At 55.4% G+C, this 21,695-nt stretch carries 15 protein-coding genes and 1 pseudogene; 9 read left to right on the top strand and 7 right to left on the bottom strand.

Annotated elements, in window-relative coordinates:
* The first annotated feature begins 120 nt into the window (after window positions 1-120).
* A complete protein-coding gene (locus A3OW_RS0114640) occupies window positions 121-573 on the top strand; it encodes a hypothetical protein (RefSeq protein WP_020564197.1) in 453 nt (150 codons plus the stop codon).
* Here the strand turns inward: A3OW_RS0114640 and A3OW_RS26025 are convergent.
* Window positions 570-1,923: pseudogene (locus A3OW_RS26025) on the bottom strand (IS5 family transposase). The gene A3OW_RS0114640 and the pseudogene A3OW_RS26025 overlap by 4 nt on opposite strands.
* 1,733 nt (window positions 1,924-3,656) lie before the next feature.
* Window positions 3,657-4,770, bottom strand: a protein-coding gene (locus A3OW_RS27200) for an IS630 family transposase (protein ID WP_085984322.1) whose coding sequence is annotated in 2 segments (ribosomal slippage) — window positions 3,657-4,344 and window positions 4,343-4,770 — 1,116 coding nt in all. Because the reading frame shifts where the segments join, the coding sequence is not laid out codon by codon here.
* A 645-nt stretch (window positions 4,771-5,415) separates the two neighbouring features.
* Here A3OW_RS27200 and A3OW_RS0114610 point away from each other — a divergent pair.
* Entirely contained in the window at window positions 5,416-7,371 is a 1,956-nt protein-coding gene (locus A3OW_RS0114610) for an acetoacetate--CoA ligase (RefSeq protein ID WP_020564193.1), read from the top strand.
* Window positions 7,372-7,397: 26 nt separating this feature from the next.
* Here the strand turns inward: A3OW_RS0114610 and A3OW_RS0114605 are convergent, their stop codons facing one another.
* Window positions 7,398-7,934: a hypothetical protein gene (locus A3OW_RS0114605; protein ID WP_157385905.1), complete on the bottom strand. Its 537-nt coding sequence runs from the start codon at window positions 7,932-7,934 to the stop codon at window positions 7,398-7,400.
* 369 nt (window positions 7,935-8,303) lie between these two features.
* Complete coding sequence (locus A3OW_RS0114595; RefSeq protein ID WP_026223621.1) at window positions 8,304-9,020, bottom strand: YebC/PmpR family DNA-binding transcriptional regulator; 717 nt, start codon at window positions 9,018-9,020, stop codon at window positions 8,304-8,306.
* Between the two features lie 616 nt (window positions 9,021-9,636).
* On the opposite strand from A3OW_RS0114595, the gene A3OW_RS26520 reads away from it, so the two are divergent.
* The 3 genes from A3OW_RS26520 (at window position 9,637) to A3OW_RS25100 (ending at window position 14,086) form a co-directional block, all read left to right on the top strand.
* Window positions 9,637-11,016: a sensor histidine kinase gene (locus A3OW_RS26520; RefSeq protein WP_198291323.1), complete on the top strand. Its 1,380-nt coding sequence runs from the start codon at window positions 9,637-9,639 to the stop codon at window positions 11,014-11,016.
* Between the two features lie 176 nt (window positions 11,017-11,192).
* A complete protein-coding gene (locus A3OW_RS0114580; RefSeq protein WP_020564187.1) occupies window positions 11,193-11,558 on the top strand; it encodes a response regulator in 366 nt (121 codons plus the stop codon).
* Window positions 11,555-14,086, top strand: a complete 2,532-nt coding sequence (locus A3OW_RS25100) for a two-component system response regulator (RefSeq protein ID WP_020564186.1) — start codon at window positions 11,555-11,557, stop codon at window positions 14,084-14,086. Before A3OW_RS0114580 ends, A3OW_RS25100 begins: the two co-directional genes overlap by 4 nt.
* Window positions 14,087-14,133: 47 nt before the next feature.
* On the opposite strand, the gene A3OW_RS0114570 is transcribed toward A3OW_RS25100, so the two are convergent.
* Together A3OW_RS0114570 and A3OW_RS0114565 are read right to left on the bottom strand one after the other, a co-directional pair.
* Window positions 14,134-15,036 carry a hypothetical protein gene (locus A3OW_RS0114570; RefSeq protein ID WP_020564185.1) on the bottom strand — a complete coding sequence of 301 codons (903 nt, stop codon included), beginning with the start codon at window positions 15,034-15,036 and terminating at the stop codon, window positions 14,134-14,136.
* A 94-nt stretch (window positions 15,037-15,130) separates the two neighbouring features.
* Entirely contained in the window at window positions 15,131-16,210 is a 1,080-nt protein-coding gene (locus A3OW_RS0114565; protein ID WP_020564184.1) for a tryptophan 2,3-dioxygenase family protein, read from the bottom strand.
* Window positions 16,211-16,418: 208 nt separating this feature from the next.
* Between A3OW_RS0114565 and hppD the strand changes: the two genes are divergently transcribed.
* From hppD to maiA, 4 genes are read left to right on the top strand one after another with little or no spacing between them, the layout of a single operon-like run.
* A complete protein-coding gene (hppD, locus tag A3OW_RS0114560) occupies window positions 16,419-17,483 on the top strand; it encodes a 4-hydroxyphenylpyruvate dioxygenase (protein WP_020564183.1) in 1,065 nt (354 codons plus the stop codon).
* Window positions 17,483-18,598 carry a homogentisate 1,2-dioxygenase gene (locus A3OW_RS0114555; RefSeq protein WP_020564182.1) on the top strand — a complete coding sequence of 372 codons (1,116 nt, stop codon included), beginning with the start codon at window positions 17,483-17,485 and terminating at the stop codon, window positions 18,596-18,598. Before hppD ends, A3OW_RS0114555 begins: the two co-directional genes overlap by 1 nt.
* Window positions 18,595-19,575, top strand: coding sequence for a fumarylacetoacetate hydrolase family protein (locus tag A3OW_RS0114550; protein ID WP_020564181.1), 981 nt, complete (start codon window positions 18,595-18,597; stop codon window positions 19,573-19,575). Before A3OW_RS0114555 ends, A3OW_RS0114550 begins: the two co-directional genes overlap by 4 nt.
* Window positions 19,566-20,213: a maleylacetoacetate isomerase gene (gene maiA, locus A3OW_RS0114545; protein ID WP_020564180.1), complete on the top strand. Its 648-nt coding sequence runs from the start codon at window positions 19,566-19,568 to the stop codon at window positions 20,211-20,213. Before A3OW_RS0114550 ends, maiA begins: the two co-directional genes overlap by 10 nt.
* 77 nt (window positions 20,214-20,290) lie before the next feature.
* On the opposite strand, the gene A3OW_RS0114540 is transcribed toward maiA, so the two are convergent.
* The gene (locus tag A3OW_RS0114540) at window positions 20,291-21,496 is read right to left on the bottom strand and encodes an aminotransferase class V-fold PLP-dependent enzyme (RefSeq protein ID WP_020564179.1); all 1,206 of its coding nucleotides are present in this window, start codon (window positions 21,494-21,496) and stop codon (window positions 20,291-20,293) included.
* Window positions 21,497-21,695 lie beyond the last annotated feature (199 nt).

Genomic DNA, 21,695 nt, shown 5'->3' with positions numbered 1-21,695 from the left:
AGGTGCAACATTATCCATCTGCATCCTAGACCAGGTTGGAAGACTCAACGGCACCTCATGAGTACGCTTAGTACAGACAGTAAGCGCTTTTATCAACAGGTTAGTGTTTAAGGTAATAACATGGATATCAACGAGTTCAGAAGAATTTTAACTGCGTTTGCTGATGAACCATCAGACGTCGACATCAGAGCGGGAAGGGTCGTGGCTCAAATTCGTGACGATGTAATCGATGCGACCGTCCGATATTCAATGGGAGAAGATAGGCAACTTTCGATTGTTGAAAATGGTCAAGAATACTCGGCCAGATCCTGGATCATTAAACGTGTGGCGCGCCTTCCACAACTAGCGGACCGAATTATTACCAATACCGAAGTAGCTGCAAAGTCGCCTTTTGTTACACCCTCAGGATTGATTTCTCCTGATTTATCTGAAGGGGATGAAGCAGATGAAAAGGTGAACGATGTAGTTGAGACGCTTCTAAAACAAGTAACAAATGCTGTTCCGGGTGCAACGTCTGTCCTGTACTTAGTCGTCCCTGAAAAAGTCATTTTTTTGAAAAAAACAGCTCATTAGGAAACATAAACAGATTCCTGAACCGTTTTATTTTGTAAAAACCGGCAGATGGCTTCCCCGATTTCCGGCCAAAAAATCCTCAACCGCCTGAGGATTAAACGCATGTTGTGTCCAGCGGCGCAGAGAACGGCATTCATGGCATCACCGAGTTGGCCTTTCAGGTAATTTCTGCTCAGCAAGCCCATCGTTCTTCATGTGTCCAATCACCGGCTCGATGGCATTGCGCCGTTTTAACGCGGTTTTCAACCGTCGGGTATGGACTCCCCGTTTTTGCCTTGACTTGTACAGGGTGACACCGGGTATTTCTCGCTCCCGATAGCCCAAATCCACAAAAGCTTCTTTGGCTCGGGTACCGCTCAGGATTTCAGCTTGTTCCAGGCAGGAGTACAAGGTATCGCCGTCATAAGGATTGCCGGGAAAGCTCCTGGCGCCCAGCACGAAATTACTTTTATGGTCACCGTGATGGCCGACTTTGACGCCGAACTCGTATTTTTTGTGTGCTTTCCCCTTTACTGATGCATTCCACTTCCGGTGCATGAAAGCTGTAGAGTTTGTTTTTGTCGGGTGCGTTTCTGATTCATAATCCGCTGGGTTTTGGCCAGGGCGGTCCTGAAGCCCCCTTTGCGCGGCCAGCTCCTGTTGCGGCAGGTTGCCGCAGGATATCCCGATAAACACGACCGACCAGGGGTTTTCAGTTGCTTCAGGGCTTTTTGCTTACGCTTCATTTGCTTGGCATGATGAATAACGATGCGATTGCACTAACAGCAGCGGTGCCTTTTTATTGTAGTTCTGTCGCAGGGGCAGCCCGTGTTGTCCAGCCAGCTTGACCAGCTCCCGACGGCATTTTTCGTACAACTTGCCGTCCGTCGGAAAGCCAACCGCTTTTTCCTGAACGGTGGTATCGACGGTGACCGATTGAAAATCTCGTTTCTTCACGGTCCGGGTAGCGACGCCCGCCTCGATCGTCAATAACAACAGCCACTCACAGCCGGCTTCACCGATCCGTTGCCGCCATTTCGTCAGCGAGGTCGGATGACAGGGAACCTCATGCTGAAAAAAGGTTTCGCCACAAAAGTACTGCCAATAACCGTTTTCAACCCAGCGTTTAACGACCGCTTCATCCGATAAACCTTCCGCATGTTTCAGATAATGCAATCCGGCGATCAAACGGGTCGACAACGCCGGGGCGCCTTGTTCTGCTTCAAAAAACGGGCCGAATTCTTCGTCCAGCCGAGCCCAGTCTATTTTGCTGGCCAATCGATAAAGTTCATGTTTCGGGTTCAAAAACTCGTCCAGGCGAGTTTTGAAAAGGTCATTTTGCACAACTTCCTGAGGACGTTTGGGCTTCATTTTTCGGTGAAAATTTGCAAGAAAATAAAACCCATTTTAACATTTTCTTGCAATTTTTGACCTCATAAATATCCATTTATATGATATTAATCAATTTCTTATGAATTAATCAGGGACGACTACTTAACATCAGATGCAGGGGAAGGAAAAACGACAGTAATCAATCGTGCGGCGCAGATACAAGCTCAACGGTACAAAGAGAAGAAAGTACAATCCCTTTTGGTTCCGATTCCTTTAAGCGGTAGGTCCTTCCTAACTTTTGATGACTCCGTGATTGCTGCACTGGTCAATAAATTACGTTTCAATTACCTATATTTTGACGCCTTCATCGAACTCGTGCGAATTGGGGCTGTTGTGCCCGCCTTCGACGGATACGAGGAGATGCTTGTCGAAGGATCTAAGGGGGAAGCAATCTCGGCTCTCGGGAATCTTCTTCAGAAATTAGACTCTTCTGGTTCCGTTTTCGTTGCCGCACGTAAAGCATTTTTCGAGTACTTAAGCTTTCGCACGCAGGCAAGGCTCTTCGACGCTATAGGTGATCGCTCCGTCGCTTTCTCGCGCCTCGCAATTTCGCGATGGAGCGAAGACCAGTTTTGTGAGTATGGAAAGCTTCGGAAAGTTGACTCGCCCGATGCCATATATGAAATCGTTTCGGCCCGCTTGAGTCCTGATCATCCCTTACTTACGAGGGCGGTGCTTGTGCGGCGTCTGTTCGATGTCGTTGAGGGAAATGGCCGAGCAGAATTAGTTGACTTACTGGGAACGAATCCGCATGACTATTTCTTCACTTTCGTAGATGCCATTGTAAAACGTGAGGCTTCTGAAAAATGGCTTGCCAGAGTATCCGGCGACGTGATGGAGCCCTTGCTTAAGCCAAGTGAACATCATCAACTTTTGTCCCAGATTGCACTCGAAATGTGGCATTCGTCTACGAACTCATTACGCTATGATGTCCTGGATATTGTCGTCGATATCTATTGCGAAGCTCTGAAAAAGGGAGGGTCTGTAACACGACAAATAAAAGAGAGAATCAAGCAGCATTCCCTTTTGTCAACCGAAACATCTCGTGGCCAAGGCGTTGGCTTCGATCATGAAGATTTCCTGAGTTTTTATCTAGGGGAAGCTCTCGGACATATTCTGAGTGGTAGTTCTCGTACAGAACTTCATACTTTCCTTTCCGTAAATCTTGTTCCGACGGCAACTCTTGAGCAGTCGATTCAATACATGGTTAGGCATAATGCCAATTTAGAAGAAGCGTTGCAAATGATAGTAAGTATCAACCAGTCGGAAATCAGCTTTTCGTTTTGTAAAGAGAACTGTGGTTCTTTGGCAATTCGTCTTGCAGAGTGCACACAGACAAAGGAAAACGAAGTAAACCTTAAAGGAATGATATTTTCTGTTGGGGCGCTTACCGAACGTGCACTTCGGCACATTCACTTTGATAGCTGCCATTTTCAGCCAACGCTACTATCAAGAAATACCCAATTAAAGGTTGAGTTCACGAATTGTGAGTTTGAGCGCCTTGAACTAGACACTTCAGAGTCTTTAACAGGGTGTACCTTCGTTGAATGCAAGATTAATTCACTAATAACGAGACCCGATGAAGAGCAAATATTCGATCCAAAACTTATTTTAGAGACCTTGCGAAAAGTCGGCGCATCTCTTGGTGAGAATGACGAAAAAGTTGAACCTTTAGAGGCACCGGATAACCGTGTTAAGTTACTAGTAGTCAGTCACGAAGAAACACAAGGATACAGGCGAGCCAGTTTACGTCGTGCCTGTTGCGTCGTAAATCGCCAATTGACGGGCGTCGCCTTGGTGTTGCGCGGTAGGATATTGGCTTCGACCTCACGCCGGAGGCTCTCTGTGTCCGGTATCCGCTGTGATAAACACATGTTCGACAAGACGGCCAGTTCGATCTCAGCGATGTTTAGCCAACTGCCATGCTTGGGCGTGTAGTGGAACTCCAGCCGTCGCGCCAATTCACGGGCTTGCTCTGCTGGAAAGGCTTCATACAAAGACGCCATTTTATGGGTATTCAGATTGTCCAGCACCACCCGGATCACCGCCGCGTCCGGATAAAGTTCAGCGATATGCTTCATGCTGTGCGCGAATTCGATTTTGGTCCGCCGCGCGGTGATGTCCACCTGCCGAAAACCGCGTTTAGGTTCGCAGATCATCATCAAATCGCAGACGCCTTTCCGTTCATAGCCGGTGTCATAGCGGGCCGGTTGACCGGGCTCAGGCGGGAGAGGTTGGCGGACTTCCGCAATGAGTTGCTTCGGACTTTCGTCGAAACACACAACCGGGCGCAACGGATCGTAGGGTTCTTCATAAAGGTCCAGCACGTCTTCCATCGCCGCGACAAATTCAGCACTCACCTCGGGAATGCACCACTCTTGCTTCTGCCAGGGTTTGAGAGTGTTTTTTTAAAAGCTGACGGATGGTTTCATAGCTGCAACGGTCGGCATACGCTAATTCCACCACTTTGTCCGCCAACAACCGCAAGGTCCAGTGATCATGCCCTGTCGGCGCCTCACTACAAGCCAAGGCGATAATATGGGCGGCCTGCTTCTCCGTCAGTTTTGGGGCACGTCCTGGACGGGGGCGTTCTTTCAGGGCGGCTTCCGGGCCTTCTTCCACACACCGTTGGCGCGTCGTCAACACCATTGATTCCGAGACACCCAAAGCTTGGATAATGTCTTTATCCTGAATACCCGCTGCCGCTTTTAATAAAATTCGCGCGCGTGTCAGATGGCGTGCCGCGGCTTTTCCTTTGTTGATCATGGCTTCCAAGCCACGCTTTTCGTCTTCAGTCAGATTGACTTTGTATTTAAGAGCTGGCATTGCTTGACCTCAATCAGTAACCATCAATGCCACTATAGAGTGACTTACAAGCCCAATATATCCTTTTGATTTAAATTGACTGACTACTAGAGCGTTTTCTTCGAGTATTTCTTCGGCATACCTATGTTGATGAAGACTTCATTCGCCTCAGACTCGGAAATAGATATTCAACATTGTTTTTCGATGAACTTCTGCCTTTATTGCTCTCGGAGAAAGTTTTGGAAGAGGAGCCGTGGCGAGGACAAGGTGTAAAACGGCGATTCAAACTGATCAAACCGATGTCAGAAATTGGAGATGCACTCGAGAAGTCGCAAGGTCAACTAGACACTTTCTTTAATGAATTACGATGAGAAATGTGGCCGTTAATTCAAATCCTAAGGTTGACCACACCAGAATGGATTATTATTTGATGCCGTCAAAAATAACACTGATGCGCGGCGCGGTTTGGCCAATTACCGGCCACCCGGCACAACGTACCTGAACGGCTGCAATTGGCCGAAGCCGGCTGTTCAGCGAATTGTACGGCTTGGTTGCGATCGATTTTGAAAATTGTACGATCAAGTTTGAGCCAATACGAATAAAGCCGGCCTGAACTTAACCCGTCCCTTTTACTCTCAGCCATGTGTTCAGCTTCTGGGGAACAACGTGAATCCGGTTCTTTGGCGGCCTTCGGCCGGGCGGCGGGACAACGCCAACATCACCCGTTTCATGACTTCGGTGCGGGACAGGTACGGGGTCAACGTCAACGGCTATCCCGAGCTTTACCGCTGGTCCATCGAACATTCTGCCGATTTTTGGGATTTGCTGTGGGACTTTGCCGGCATCCGATCTTCAGTGAAAGGATCGGTCGTCCTGGAGCATCCAAAGCGAATGCCCGGCGCCCGATGGTTTCCGGAAGCCCGGCTCAATTACGCGGAAAATCTGCTGATTCCCTGCAGCCGGCGCCGGTTTTCCCTCGTTTTTCGCGGCGAAAACGGCGAAACCCGCCGGTTTGACGACAATGAACTTTACCGCGAGGTTGCCCGGCTCGCTCAGGCGCTGCAAAAAGACGGCGTCAGGCCCGGCGACCGCGTGACCGGCGTCCTGCCCAATCTGCCCGAAACCCTGATCGCGATGCTGGCGGCCGCCAGCCTCGGCGCGGTGTGGAGCGGTTGTTCGCCGGATTTCGGGGTGCCGAGTATTATTGACCGTTTCGGCCAGATCGGACCCAAAATCTTGTTCGTCTCCGACGGCTATTTTTTCAACGGCAAGACTTTCGATCGAACCGACCGGATTGAACCGCTGCTGGACGCGCTGCCGTCGGTGCAAAAAACCGTATGGGTTCCTTATCTTAACCGCGAGCCGGGCAGAATAGAGCGGCCCGCCGTGCTTTGGCAGGACTATCTGGCCGGTTTTCCGGCGGACCGGCCGATCGAGTTCGTGCCGAGGGCGTTCGACGATCCCTTGTTCATCCTGTATTCTTCCGGCACCACGGGGCCGCCGAAAGGCATCGTCCACGGCGTCGGCGGCACGCTGATCCAGCACCTGAAAGAGCATTTGCTACACGTCGACGTACAGCCCGGCGACCGCCTGTTTTATTACACCACCTGCGGCTGGATGATGTGGAACTGGCTCGCTTCGGGACTTGCGTCCGGCGCGGAACTGGTGCTGTACGACGGCTCGCCGCTTTATCCCGAAGCCGGCGCGCTGTTCGATCTGATCGACGAGTTCGGGATCGGCGTCTTCGGCGTATCCGCCAAATACCTCGACGCGGTCAAAAAATCCGGGATTCATCCCAAACAAACCCACGATCTGTCGTCGCTCAAGACGATTTTATCCACGGGATCCCCTTTGGCTCCGGAATCGTTCGATTTCGTCTACGGCTCGATCAAAGACGACGTCTGCCTGTCGTCGATTTCCGGAGGCACCGACATCATTTCCTGTTTCGTGCTCGGCTGCCCGATCCTGCCGGTGCGGCGGGGAGAAATCCAGTGCCGCGGGCTCGGCATGGACGTTGATGTTTACGACGAGAACGGCCGGTGCTTGCGTGGAGAGAAAGGCGAGCTGGTCTGCAAGTCGCCGTTTCCGTCGATGCCGGTCGGTTTCTGGAACGATCCCGATCAGAAGCTGTACCGCGCGGCCTATTTCGACAACTATCCGGGTGTCTGGCGGCACGGCGATTATGTCGAGTTGACCGAAAGCGGCGGCATGATCATCTACGGCCGCTCCGATGCGGTGCTGAACCCCGGCGGCATACGCATCGGCACCGCCGAGATCTACCGGCAGGTGGAGCAGATCGACGAGGTTCTGGAAAGCCTGGTGGTCGGACGGGAAATCGACGGCGACTGCCGGATCATCTTATTCGTGATCCTGCGTCCCGGAGCGGAGTTGACCGAATCGTTGGCGATGAAGATCAGGCAACGGATCCGGCAGAATGCTTCGCCTCATCACGTGCCGGCAAAAATCCTTCAGGTGACCGACATTCCCAGGACCCGGAACGGCAAAATCGCCGAGCTGGCGGTGCGCTGCATTCTGCATGGGCACCCGGTAAAAAACCGGCACGCTCTGGCCAATCCCGAAGCGCTGGAGCAGTACGAGCGGTTAAAGGATCGGCTGGATTGATATTCCTTTCGGTGGGCGGCAGCCCGTCAACAGAGCACGACGAGCAGGATCAATCCGGGGATAATGCCCAGAATCAGGCCGATGACGATGGCGATGATTTCTCCGGTGGAATAATTGCATCCGGCATCTCCCACGTTCACTTCCGCGGCTTTGTCGTCGTCGAGCCAGGCGACCATGAGTCCGGACAATTCGTCGGCCACCTGGTCCGGCGTTCCGGCCTGCTCCATGCGCGAGCGGGCATCGCCGAGCCGGGATTCGGCCAGCCGCAGGTCTTCGTTAAAAGGCAGCATTGCGCGGGCGTTGCGCAGCGCGTCGAGGGCTTCGTCGGTAGGTGCCAGGGCCAGGCTGCGAGCCTCGGCGAGCGTATCGGCCGCCGATATGTCACGACGCAAGCGGGCTAGTTCCGGGTAAAATGCCGAAGCGGAAGCGCGTCCCATGATCACGTCCAGAGACTCTCCGGTAGATAATGGGCTTGCCGAGGCTGTTTTCGGCATCATAACCATGTTTATGAAAGTGATCGCCACGATCATAAACACGAACAAAAAACTTTTAGTCTTAGCCATGATTTCTCTCCTTTTTAGCGCACCTGTCGCGCAGTCTGCAAGCTTGCAGTCCGTCCAGCCGGGCTGGTCGCTTGTATCTCCATTAACGTAGGGTTTCGATTAATGATTAAGAAACTTAATGGATATTACGTAAGACAGGGGAGAATGAAGATAAGTTACAAATAACTTACAAAACGGAGCGGGCGGGCGCCGGTTTGCAGGCCGGGGCGGTTTTCGGCAAGACCCGCTTTCCAGACCTGGGAAGCTCAACGGACGGTTGATCGAAAACAGTTTCGTCCTCAATTAAAGCGGGTCTTGCCGAGGTCCGGACGGTGATTCCGGACCGGGCGGCTCCTACCCGATGGGCCGTACACCCGAACCCAAAATGCTCTAAAACTCGGCATCGTGATAAACGTTTTGCACGTCGTCCAGATCATTCAACAGATCCAGAAACTTTTCGAGCATCGCAATGTCGTCTCCGCCGATCGGCGTGCTGCCTTTCGGCACGAACTGGATTTCATCGGCTTCGAAATCGATCTCGCCCAGGGAATCCAGTAACGCTTGCTTGGCCTTGAAATAGTCGCCTTGAGGCGTGAACACGGTGATTTTTCCGTCCTCGTTTTCGATGTCGCCGACGTCGACGTCGGCCCCCAGCAAGGCTTCGAGAACGGCGTCCTCGTCGTTGTGCTTGAACGCCAGAATCGCCAAATGGTCGAACATGTGGCTGACCGTGCCGGGTGTGCCGATTTTGGATTTGGTTTTGGTGAAACACAGGCGCACGTCGTTAAACGTACGGGTGGGGTTGTCGGTCAGGCAGTCGACGATCACCATGCAGCCGCCGGGGCCGAAGCCTTCGTAGCGCGCCGGCGCGAAATCCTCGCCGCCGCCGCCTTTGGCCTTGTCGAGCGCTTTGTCGATCACGTGGCTTGGGACCTGATCTTTCTTTGCCCTTTCGATTAATCCTCGTAATGTCAGATTTGCGGCCGGGTCGATGCCCCCGGCTTTGGCGCACACATAAATTTCACGGCCGTATTTACTGTAGACCTTGGTCTTGGCTGCGGCCGTTTTGGCCATGGAAACCTTGCGGTTCTGATAAGCTCTACCCATCGGGCTGCTGCTCCCTTGAAAACAAAAAACGAAGATTTTACCGGCAAGTAGCCATAAAGGGAAACGTTTGGCTTGCTCTTCGAAACCGAGATGGTGAATAAGGCGTTGTGCGTAGGATGCCGCTGAGGTACGAAGCGCATCCATCGCGAACGGGTGCGGTTCATGTGCCTTACTGCATCATAAGGCCCTTATTGCTAAGTAAGTAGCCCGGATGGAGCTTTGCGGAATCCGGGGCAAACGGGCTTCGATTATCCCGAATTCCACGGCGTTTCATCCGGATTACTTGCTGATAGGCAGGCGCATTGAAACGAAAGAACAAAAACCTCACAGGTCTTTTTAATAGAACGCCAAACGGAATGCGGCGACTGTAATCCCCGCGGTCTATGCAACTCATGTCGACCGGCTGCCGGAATACTCAAGCATCGGCGCCGGAACATGGACAGTAGACAGCATTATTCGGATTTTAAATATTGACAATGTTTTAAAAGCTGTTTGAATAACAGCAACTGATCCAAGGTTTTAGTATGATCTTCATAGAACTCTTTTTGTCGAACACCCCATGCGGATAGGAAACAGGCAACGCAGAAAATTTTCGTACAAAGTCGGCGGATTCGCGATGGTCGCTTTATTGTCGGTGTCGGCCCTGTTTTTCGCGCTACAGAATCAGCATAAGCATCTTTTGGAAAACCAGTATTGGGTGGAACATACTTTTTCCGTGCAGGACGGATTGAATAAACTCCTGCAGACGGCCATCGACGGCTCCAACGGCATGAGGGGCTATCTTCTTTCGGGAAAGGCCGATTATCTGCCGCCTTTTCAGACAATGCTCGATACGCTGTGGCCCCAGCACGACCGCCTTCTGCAATTGACCGCCGATAATCCGGCTCAGCAAAAGAAGCTGGCCGAGCTGAAGCCCGTTCTGGAGCGGCGCCTTCGGGAGAGCCGGCTTCATTACGAGCTCTATGCGCAAAATTCCGGGAAAGCGGAAGCGCGCATGGCCGAGGGGCACGGCTTGCAAATCAATCAGGTTCTGCGCAAAGCGATCGACGAGCTGATACAGGAAGAGCAGCGCTTGCTCGCCGCTCGCGAAAAAAAGCTTACGGATAGTTACCGGCAGACCTTTTACTTCGACGTCGGCGTGCTGGTCTTGCTGGCGCTGTTAAGCGTTTTTTTCATCCGGACCATGAACCGCGAGCTGATCGTGCGCGACCGCTACTCGGAGCAATTGAATCGGCTGAATTCGGAACTGGAAACCAACAATCAGAATCTCAAACTGGCCAATGAAGCCATTCAGAGGAGCGATCGCCTGAAAACCAACTTTCTTTCGGCGATGAGTCACGAATTGCGCACTCCGCTGAATTCGATCATCGGCTTTACCGGCGTGCTGCGCATGGGCATACCGGGGCCCTTGAACGAAGAACAGCAGAAGCAGCTCGGCATGATCAACGATTCCGCCCAGCATTTGCTGCATCTGATCAACGATTTGCTGGATTTGTCGCGCATCGAAAGCGGGCGGGACGAGCTGTCGGTCGAGAGCTTCGATCTGGCCGAGGTCATTGCGGAAACCTTTCGGGTGGTATCGCCGCTGGCTTCCCGGAAATCGCTCCGTTTGCGTGCGGATTGCTCTGCCGGAGCGGTCCTGTTAACGACCGATCGGCGCAAGATTTTTCAAATTCTGCTCAATCTGGTCAACAATGCGGTCAAGTTTTCGGAGCACGGCGACGTCGTCGTGAGTTGCACGCCGTCGGCGCATACGGTGCAAATCACGGTCAGCGACCAGGGCATCGGCATTCGGCCCGAAAACATCGGCATGCTGTTCCAGGCCTTTCAGCAAGTGGACGGTTCGGCCCGGCGCGCTTATGAAGGCGCGGGCCTCGGCCTGTACTTGTGCAGGAAACTGGTGGAAATGCTGGGCGGCGAAATTTCGGTCGACAGCGAATACGGTAAAGGATCAAACTTCCGCTTTACCTTACCGTTGCCACCGGCAGAGGGATAAAATCCCGGTTTTCAAGACCCGGTTGATTCGCCGGAAAGAACCGACGCCTGCGCGTCAGTTTCCCGCTTTGCCGGCACCGGCGGCAACGCTGCGGTGAAAAGTGTTATCCGGCCGGTCTGCGGGTATTCCATCCGGACGGCGGATTTTTTAGTGCTACGAAAAGAGACTTTAAACATATGGTTGAGACCGTGCTGATCATCGAGGACAACGAGAAGAATCTGTATTTGATGGAATATCTGCTCAAACACGCAGGGATGAATACGCTCAGCGCCAACAGCGGCGTTCAGGGATTGGTCATGGCCAAAGCCGAACGGCCGAGCCTGATTTTGATGGACATCCAATTGCCGGAAATGGATGGCTTCGAAACGACCCGGCGTCTCAAACAGGAGCCGGAAACCTGCGGTATTCCGATCATTGCCGTCAGCTCTTTCGCTACCGAATCTTCCCGCAGGGCCGCTCAGGCTGCGGGCGTGTCGGCCTATATTGCCAAGCCGATTCAACCGGAACAGTTTATTGAACAAATCAAGCAATTTTTGCCATGAAGATTCTGTACGTCGACGACAACGAGCAAGCCCGCTATTTGCTGGAAACCCTGCTGAAGGCCAAAGGACATCAAATCACGACCGCGACGGACGGCGAGGCGGCGCTGGAGCTGCTCGATCGGCAGTCCTTCGATATGATCGTTTCCGACATCATGATGCCGCAGATGGACGGTTTCATGTTCTGCCACCAGGTCAAAAAAAATCCGCGGCTTGCCGGCATTCCTTTTATTTTTTATTCGGCCACTTTCACGCAGCCCGAGGACATCAAGTTTGCCTTGCAAATCGGCGCGGACCGGTTTTTGATCAAGCCCACGCCGCCGGAAGAATTTTTACTGGAACTGGATGCGGTGGCGTCGAAAAGTTCCGGACGGAGTGGGGCGCCCCGTCTTTCTCTCGACGAAACGGCGTTTCTGTCGGGCTATGCCGGACGCCTGGGCAAGAAGCTGGAAAGCGCCAGGCTCCGCCTCGACCGCGCTCAGGCTTCCCTGACAGGAGTTCGCCTGGAACTGGAGGCCACGCAGCGCAAATTGTTTCAGTTGGCCGACCACAGCAGCGACGGCATCATGATCGTCAATCGGGACGGCCGCATATTATTGAATAATCCTGCGCTGTTGAAACAGTTTAACGTCATTTCCGGAGCGGCCGGTCAAATGCAGCTCGGCGATATTTTTCCGAAGGAACAATGCGACCGATTGCTGAGTCTTCTGGACCTGCAAGCGGAGTTTTCGTCGCAGGATTTTCCCGATATTGTGTTGACCAACGGCGCCTGCGTTACGGTGACGGCATCTTACGCCACTTATCGGGGACAACATGCATTGCTGATTCTGCTGCGTAACGTCCAGGCCGAAAAGCAGCTTAACGAGCAACTGAGGTTGCACTCTCATATCGTGGAAAACCTGGTCGAAGGCGTTTTCGTGACCGATGCCGAAAACCGGATCATTTCCGCCAACGCCGCCTTTACCCGAATCACCGGCTACCGCCTCGAAGAAGTGTCGGGCAAAAATCCCCGTGTATTGAAATCGGGCAGTCAGGATTTAACTTTTTACCAGCGGCTATGGAATGCGTTGCTGACCCAGGGGCAGTGGCAGGGCGAAATCTGGAACCGGCGCAAGAACGGAGAGATTTTTCCCGAATGGCTGTTCATCAGTCTGGTGCGAGGAACGGAAGGCGAAATTTTGTTTCACGTCGGCATTTTCAGCGACATGACCGAACACGAGCAGGCGCGGAAAAACATCGAACATCTGGCTCACCACGATCCGTTGACCGATCTGCCGAATCGGACCTTGCTGCGCTACCGTCTGAACGAGGCCATCCACCAGGCTGGCAGGAACCGGTACAAAACCGCCTTGTTGTTTCTGGATCTGGACCGCTTCAAACTGATCAACGATTCTTTGGGGCATTTTGTCGGCGATGCTCTGCTCAAACTGTTGTCGCAGCGTCTTCGGGATTGTGTTCGGCAAACCGATACCGTGGCCCGCCAGGGCGGCGATGAATTCGTCATCGTTCTGGCGGAACTGGGCAAAAAGGAAGACGTCTACCGGATTATCAATAAAGTTCTGGCTACCGTCGGCGAACCTGCTTTTATTGAATGTCATGAAATCAACGTGACTTGCAGCATAGGCGTCGCCTTGTATCCGGACGACGGCGGCGACGACGTGACTTTGCTGAAACACGCGGACAGCGCGCTGTATTCGGCAAAGAACGAAGGTCGGAACAACTACCAGTTCTATTCGGCCCAACTCGACAAGGAGCCGGAACGACGGCTGATCATGGGCAATGCGCTGAATAAGGCGGTGGAGCGGATGGAACTGCGGCTGGTATATCAACCGCAGGTTCGCATGTCCGATCGGGCGGTGGTCGGCTGCGAAGCCCTGGCGCGCTGGCAGCATCCCGAACTGGGGGTCGTTTCTCCTGCCGTTTTTATTCCGCTGGCCGAAGAGACCGGGCGCATCAATGCCATCGGCAACTGGATCTTGCGCACGGCCTGCCGGCAGGCCACCTTATGGCAGCGGCCGGGCGGGCCGGCGATCCGCGTTGCGGTCAACCTGTCCGCCATTCAGTTCCGCAATCCGGCGCTGTTGCAGACCATCAAGGACATCCTCAAGGAGTCCGGTCTGGAATCGAAATGCCTGGAGCTGGAGCTGACCGAAGGCATCCTGATGCGCGAGGCGAACAATACGCTCGACATGCTGCACAGTTTCAAGACGATGGGCGTGCGGATGTCCATCGACGATTTCGGCACCGGTTATTCCAATCTGGCCTATCTCAACCGGTTTTCGGTCGACAAGCTCAAAATCGATCAATCCTTTGTGGCCGGTCTGCCGGAGAGCAGGCACGATGCCGCCATCGTTCATGCCATCATCCACATGGCGCACAGCCTGGGGTTGCAGGTGGTGGCCGAAGGCGTGGAAACCGAAGAACAGCATCGTTTTTTGCTGGCCCACGGCTGCGATTTAGGCCAGGGCTATTTTTACGCCAAGCCGCTCGAAGCGGACGTATTTGGCCGAATGCTCGAGAATTCCGTTTAAAGGCCGGCGCGAATTTCGCCGCCACTCTCTCGTTGAGGGCGCAGGAATCAGCGGCCTGCCGTCAGTTCGCGCCGTTGCGCGTCGAGACCGTCCCAAAACGCGGCGACGCCGTCCAGCATTTCGTTGCCGTAACGGATAAAGCCGTCTTCATCCAGATCGAGCGTGAAATAAAGCTCTTCCAGCTCTTCCTGGGTATGCGCGGCGTGCTGGGATTCGAGCTGGTCGTGCCAGACGAAAAAACCCAGCGGCAGGTGGGTGCCGTTCTTTTCGTTAAACCGCCGGAAACCTTCGATCAGTTGCTTCCAGAAGCCGGCCGCGGCCCAGTTTTCGACCGCGTAGCTGGCGGCCTGGGAGACTTGATAGTCTTCGCCTCCGTACAGCCGGATCAGTTCGTTGCAGAAAAACAGAGTGGCGTCGGTACCGTGTCTGGGCTGGCCGATGTCGGCGAACGACAGGCCGAGTTTTTTGGCCAGATGATACAGCCATTCGAAATGACCGGCGCCGAAATGAAAGACGCCGCCCTCGATGCTGCCTTCGGTCGAGCCGAGATTTTCATCGTCCTGGCAGGAGGCGTTCGACTTGAAGCGCACGCCGATCTCGTTCGCGAGGATTTCTTTCGAAGCTCGCATGCTTTCCAGCGTGTCCGCATGAATCATCTTGTTCAACTGGGCGATCAGAAACTGATTGGAAAAGACCGAGAATTGAATGACGAACGCCTTGATCTGCGCCAGACTCTGTTCGCCTTGCTCGAACCAGGCCGTGTACGCGTTGCCGGTAATGATGCGGTGTTGGAGCAGTTCCCGGTCGATGCGGTTTTGAAAGCGGAGGAAGCGTCTGGCTTTTTCGATGGAATATCCTTTTTGTCCTTCGCTGAGCGCGATCAGGGACGGCGCGGTCAAGGTTTCAATTTGATGCCGTTGGGCAAAATCGGCTAACAGTTTGTCTGGCATGATGCGCCTCCGGTACAGGTTGCGGAACGATTTTTTTGACCGTGTCGGAGGCGATAAGTTTCTGGTGTCGAGGCTCCGTCCGCCGCTCTCCCGGTTAATGGCGCTCCTGTTGAAAACCGAGATTTCGCTGCAAGGAGTCGGGCAGTGCCGGCAACTGAGAGCGGGGAATCAGGTAGGTCGACAGGTTGAACAGATCCGCGAACAGCCGTTTGCCGCTGACGGTCGATCTCAGGTAATCGTGGCCGCTGGAGCCGCCGGTCCCGATTTTCGTGCCCAGCATCCGCTGCGCCATCAGGGCGTGGCTGCTGCGCCAATGAGTCAGTTGCTCGTCGAGGTCCATCAGCCGGGTCAGCGCCCGAAACGGGAGTTGCAGCAGGGGCTCGTCGCGGTACAACTGGATGAACAGGGCGGCCAGCGTGGCTTTGTAGCTCAATTGAAAATTCCCCTGTCGACGGTATTGCTCATAAAGTTGCGGGTCGAACAGACAGGCGAAACTCTGCCGGGTCGCTTCGAGTTCGGCCAGTTGCTGCGCTTTTTCCGGCTCGCTCAAGAGCGGATTGTTGCCGATGATGTCGGCGTCGCCGGCCAGCATGTTTGCCACCGCGACTCGGTAGCTGTGCCAGAAACTGAAATCCTCGGATTCCAGAAACGGCGTCCGGGCCAACCAGGCGTCCACCCGTTCGAACAGCGATGGTTGCTTTGCCACGCGTTCGAGATGGCGGCGGTCTTCTTCGGTGAAACGTCCGAAACCGAAATTTTTCAAATGATGCGACAAGCCCAGGCGCAATTCGATCTCGCGAAACTGCCGGCTTTGAAATCCGGAAGCCGGCACCAGGAAATTCCGGAAATCCAGAAAATCCAGCGGCGTCATCGTTTCCAGGATGCCGATCTGCTGGTTGATCACCTGCTGGATGCGGATGATGCGGTCCAGCCGCCGGACAATGACGTGCAGCTTTTTTTCGTCCAGAGGAACCGCCGAGAACAGCTCAAGCACCGACAAAAGTTCGTGCAGAATCTGTTTGAACCACAGCTCGTACGTCTGATGGGTAATGATGAACAGCATTTCATCGTGCGCCTCCCGGCCGTAACGGCCGCTTTCCGGAAATTGCGCATTCAGCAAACTGCTCAGCTTCAGATAATCGCCGTAATAAAGGGGCTTCGCTGGGGTGTTCATGGCCGGGTCCTCCGGGGTTCGGGATGGAAGGATGCAAAGTTAAGACAGTGAGATCCCGTAAACAATCCATGGTCCGGCTACGGTTTAAGATTCCCGGAGAACACCGCCGCCAAACCGGCCTCTTCGAATCCGGCCGGCGATCGGTGAAACTAAATAAAAACAACGAAGTCTCATCATTTACAGAATGAGGCGGAGGGGAGGCAATGCAATGAATGCAATGATCAACGCATCGAACCCGGTCGGAACGGATGGTTTTGAATTCGTCGAATACACCGCGCCGGATACCCGGGAACTGGAAAAGCTGTTTGTCAGCATGGGTTTTGCCGCCGTGGCCCGGCACCGGTCGAAGGACGTGGTGCTTTATCGGCAAGGCCGGATCAATTTCATCATCAACCACGAGCCGGCCAGTTTCGCACAGGCGTTCGCCAGAGTGCACGGGCCGTCCATTTGCGCGTTTGCGATCCGGGTCAAAAACGCCGCGGAATGTTTCAAGCGCGCGCTTGAACTGGGTGCGGAGCCCCATCGCGGCAATGTCGGGCCGATGGAGCTTAACATTCCCGCCATCCGGGGGATCGGCCGCAGCCTGATCTATTTGGTGGACCGCTACGGCGAGGAGCATTCGATCTACGACGTCGATTTCGTGCCGCTGCCGGGAGCCGATTTAAAACCGGAAGGCGCCGGGTTGACCGAGATCGATCACCTGACCCACAACGTTTATCACGGCGACATGGACCGATGGGCCGAATTTTACCGGAGGCTGTTCAATTTTCACGAAATCCGTTATTTCGACATCCACGGCAAAATGACCGGCCTGAAATCACGGGCCATGACCAGTCCGTGCGGCAAGATTCGCATCCCGATCAACGAGCCGACCGACGCCAAATCGCAAATTCAGGAATATCTGGCCGCCTATCACGGCGAGGGGATTCAGCACATCGCCCTGGCGACCGACGACATCTACGGAGCCGTGGAACAATTGCGCGCCAACGGCGTCCGCTTCATGGACGTGCCCGATGCCTATTACGAAACGATCGATGTCAGGCTGCCGAGGCATCGCGAGCCGGTCGCGCGGCTCAGACAGGACGGCATCCTGATCGACGGTACGCATGAGCCCGGGGGCGGCCTGTTGCTGCAAATATTCACCAATACCGTGATCGGCCCGATTTTCTTCGAAATCATTCAGCGCAAGGGCAACGAAGGCTTCGGGGAAGGCAACTTCCAGGCTTTGTTCGAAGCGATCGAGCGCGATCAAATCAGGAGAGGAGTCATCTAATGCCGTGGATTCAGATACCCAAAGTGGAAGGCACCGCTTCCCGGCAGGCGCACGCCGATCTGCCGGCGAACACTTACGAACGGGAACTGGGCAAGGAAGGCTTTTACGGCCCCGCCACCCAGATGCATCACCGGCATCCGCCCACCGGCTGGTCGGCGATCGAAGGCCCGCTCAAGCCCCATGCCTTCGATACGCAGAAACTGGATGCGGCGGGCGAGGGTCCCTGGCAGTCTCCGCTGCTGTTCAGTAATCCCGCCATTCGGATTCGTTTCCTGAAGCTGGCAAATAACATGGATCATTTGGCGCGCAATGCCGACGGCGACGAATTGCTCTTCATCCATCGCGGCGCGGGTGATCTGTACTGCGATTACGGCCGTTTGACTTTTCGCGAGGGTGATTACCTGATGCTGCCGCGCGGCACGATGTGGCGCATCGACGTGAAGGAAGCCGTCGGCGCGCTGATGATCGAAGCGACCGAGGACAGCTACCGTCTGCCGGAGAAAGGACTGGTCAGCCATCAGGCCATTTTCGATCCGGCGATTCTGGATACGCCGAAAATCGACGAAGCCTTTCTCGCCCAGCAAGACGAATCCGCCTGGCGGGTGGTCGTCAAAAAAAAGAACGACCTCAGTACCCTGACTTATCCGTTCAACCCGTTGGATGCGGTCGGCTGGCACGGCACGCTGATGCCGGTGCGTCTGAACTGGCGCGACATCCGGCCGCTGATGAGCCACCGGTATCATGTGCCGCCGTCGGCCCACACCACGTTCGCCGCCGGCCGCTTCGTCGTCTGCACGTTCGTGCCGAGGCCTTTCGAATCCGATCCCCATGTCCTGAACGTGCCTTTCTTTCACAGCAACGACGATTACGACGAACTGATTTTCTACCATGCCGGCCAGTTTTTTTCCAGAGACCACATTTATCCCGGCATGATGACCCTGCACCCAGGCGGCATTCCGCACGGTCCGCACCCGAAAGCGCTGCAGAACGCCGAAAAGAAACGCGGTACGATGACCGACGAAGTGGCGGTGATGGTCGATACCCGCGATGCGCTGGACGTCACCGACGAGGCCCGGGCGATCGAATGGGCCGGGTACGTGGATTCCTGGAAATGAAACTCGCCACGCTCAAAACGGCCGGCCGCGACGGCAGTCTGGCCGTGGTCAGCCGCGACTTGAGCCGGGCCGCTCCGGTTCCCGAAGTGGCCTTGACCCTGCAGTACGCGCTGGACAACTGGACTGCGGTCGAACCCCGGCTGGCCCATGTTTACCGGATGCTGAACGCCGGTGAGTGCGGCTCGGTCCCGTTCGATTCCCGCCGGGCGGCGGCGCCGCTGCCGAGAGCCTATCAGTGGCTCGACGGCAGCGCTTATCTCAGCCACGTCGAACGAGTGCGCAGGGCGCGGGGCGCCGAGTTGCCGGATCGCCTCAGGGACGATCCTTTGATGTATCAGGGCGCTTCGGACGTAATGCTCGGCGCCTGCGATCCGATCGAAGCCGCCGACGAAGACTGGGGCATCGATTTCGAGGCCGAGGTCGGGGTGATCACCGACGACGTCGCCTGTGGCATCTCCGTGGAGGAAGCGGCTTCGCGCATCCGGCTGATCCTGCTGATCAACGACGTGTCGCTGCGCCATCTGATTCCCGACGAACTGGCCAAAGGCTTCGGCTTTCTGCACGGCAAGCCGGCCAGCGCCTTTTCGCCGGTGGCCGTGACGCCGGACGAGCTGGGCGCCGCCTGGACCGATTGCAAAGTCCGTCTGCCGCTGACGGTGCACTGGAACGGGCGCTTGTTCGGTCAGGCGAATGCCGGCGTCGACGTGCAGTTTGATTTTGCAAGGCTCATCGCGCATGCCGCCAGAACACGAAAACTGACCGCCGGCACGATCATCGGGTCCGGCACGGTCAGCAACTACGATGCGGCGGCAGGCTATTCCTGCATCGTCGAAAAACGCGTCGTGGAAATCATCGAAAGCGGCGCGGCCGCGACCGGCTTCCTGCGTTACGGCGACCGGGTCCGGATCGAGATGCGGGATGCCCGCGGCAATTCGGTTTTCGGCGCGATCGAGCAGGAGGTCAGGCCGTGCGGTTGATTCTGTACAGCTATTTCAGAAGCTCCGCGGCGTACCGGGTGCGGATTGCGTTGAACCTGAAAAACGTCGACCATGAAATCCGCCCGGTGCATCTACTCAAGCACGGCGGTGAGCAATTCCGCGCCGATTTCCTGGCACTGAATCCGCAGGGGCGGGTGCCGGTGCTGATCGTACAGAATCGGGCGCTGACCCAGTCGTCGGCCATTATCGAATATCTGGAAGAAGTGTTTCCGGAACCGCCCTTGCTGCCGGAGAATCCGCTGGACCGGGCTTATGTCCGCTCTCTGGCCCAACTGATCGCCTGCGACATTCACCCTTTGAACAATTTGCGGGTGCTCAATCATCTGAAAAACGCGCTTCAATGCGACGGCAAACAGGACTGGTACCGCCATTGGGTGGAAGAAGGCTTTGCCGCCCTGGAAACACGGCTGCAACAAAGCGAGCGGCGCGGCCGCTATTGTTTCGCTGATACGCCCGGCCTGGCCGATGCGTTTCTGGTGCCGCAAGTCTACAATGCTCTGCGTTTCGACTGCGACATGCGGCCGTTTCCGCTGATCGACGGCATTTATCGGCAATGCCTGAAAGAGCCTGCTTTTGTTAAAGCCGCTCCGGAAAATCAGCCCGATGCCGAGACGTGAGCCGTAGGGTACGCACCGCGTATCTTATTTATGACAGGCCGATTAATCAAGCTCCTGTGCGGTACGCGGTGCGTACCCTACCGAATTTCGGCCAGTCGGTCGACGGCGGCCGCCAGCTCGTCGTAGGTATTCAGAAGGTCCGGGCACAAGCGGAGCAGCCCTTCGCGGGCGTCGCAGACGACGCCGGCGTGCCGGAGCCTTTCGGCGATCGGCTGTGCGTTCGGATCGGGAATGGCGATGAAAGCGCCTCTTTCCTGGGGATTTCCCAGAAAGGGTATTCCCTGGTCGGATAATAATTCCTCAAGAAGCGACTGCTGTTGCAAGGAGTGGCGGCGCAAGCGGTCCACGCCCACGGCCAATGTGAAGGTCAGGCCCGCCCGCGCCTGGTAAAAAGGCAGCACGGCCGGCGTCGACTCCAGAAAACGGTTGCCGCCCGGCCCCGGCTCGGGTGAAGGCGGCCTGGTAAAGGCAAAGGGATCGGGCGATGCGAACCAGCCGGTATCGAGCGTGTCGAGAGCGCCTTCCAGATGGCGGGGGTGAAGATAAAGCCAGCCGGCGCCGGGGCCGCCGCGCAGGTATTTGTAGCAGCCTCCTATCGCAAAATCGGTATCCAGCTCGGCGACATCGAGCGGCACGGCGCCGGCCGCATGGTACAGATCGAGCAGCACCCTGGCGCCCCGCTCATGGGCGGCGGCGATCAAGCAAGGCAGGTCGGGCAGCAACTGGCCGGTTGTAAACAGAACCATCGACAGCACGACCAGGTCGGCGCCTTTCCGGAGCGCGCCGAGAAAGTCTTCGAGCCGGTAACCGCGGCCGGCTGTCGGACGGATGAGGTTGAGGTCAATGCAGCCCCGCCGCGCGTAGGTCTTGAGGATGTGGTCGACGGAATTGAATTCGTCGGCGCTGGTCAGCACCCGGATGGGGCGGCCGTAGCTATTGAGCAGGGCGCGCAGGCCTTGTCCGGCGCTGGCTTTGGGCACCACGCAATCGGCGCGCGGGGCATGAATCAGCCGCGCCACCCTCGTGCGGAAGGCCGTCATTTCGCCCAGCCATCTCTCCCAGGCGTGTTCCCGTTCGGTATACCAATAGCTCAATCCTTCCAGAACGTCGCTTTCGGTTCGGTCCAGGGGCCGGCCGAGCGAATGGTTCGCGAGATAAATAAGGTCCCCGGATGCGCTCAGGGCCCTGGAAAACAACGGTCTTATCCGGCGGACGATTTGCGGTGCTTCCAGTTCTCCCGGACCCAACGCCAGGACAGTTTGTTCGATGCCATCACACTTCATTGGTTCATGCCTTTAATTCCGGACGATCCAAGAGACCGCCGATCCCTTCATTTAATTCAAGTTTTGAGCCCGTGCCTTCGATTTTATCCGATGCTTTTCCGGATGAACTTGGCCTAAAGTCCAATAGCTGCGTATCGAGGAAAAGGTTACATTGGCCACCTGCCTTTAAGCGGAGGGCTTCCTCGAGCATCAGGAAATA

Origin of the sequence: Methylosarcina fibrata AML-C10 (assembly GCF_000372865.1) — a bacterium.
In the GTDB taxonomy this organism is placed as follows: domain Bacteria; phylum Pseudomonadota; class Gammaproteobacteria; order Methylococcales; family Methylomonadaceae; genus Methylosarcina; species Methylosarcina fibrata.
This window is presented reverse-complemented; position numbering and strand designations above follow the sequence as displayed.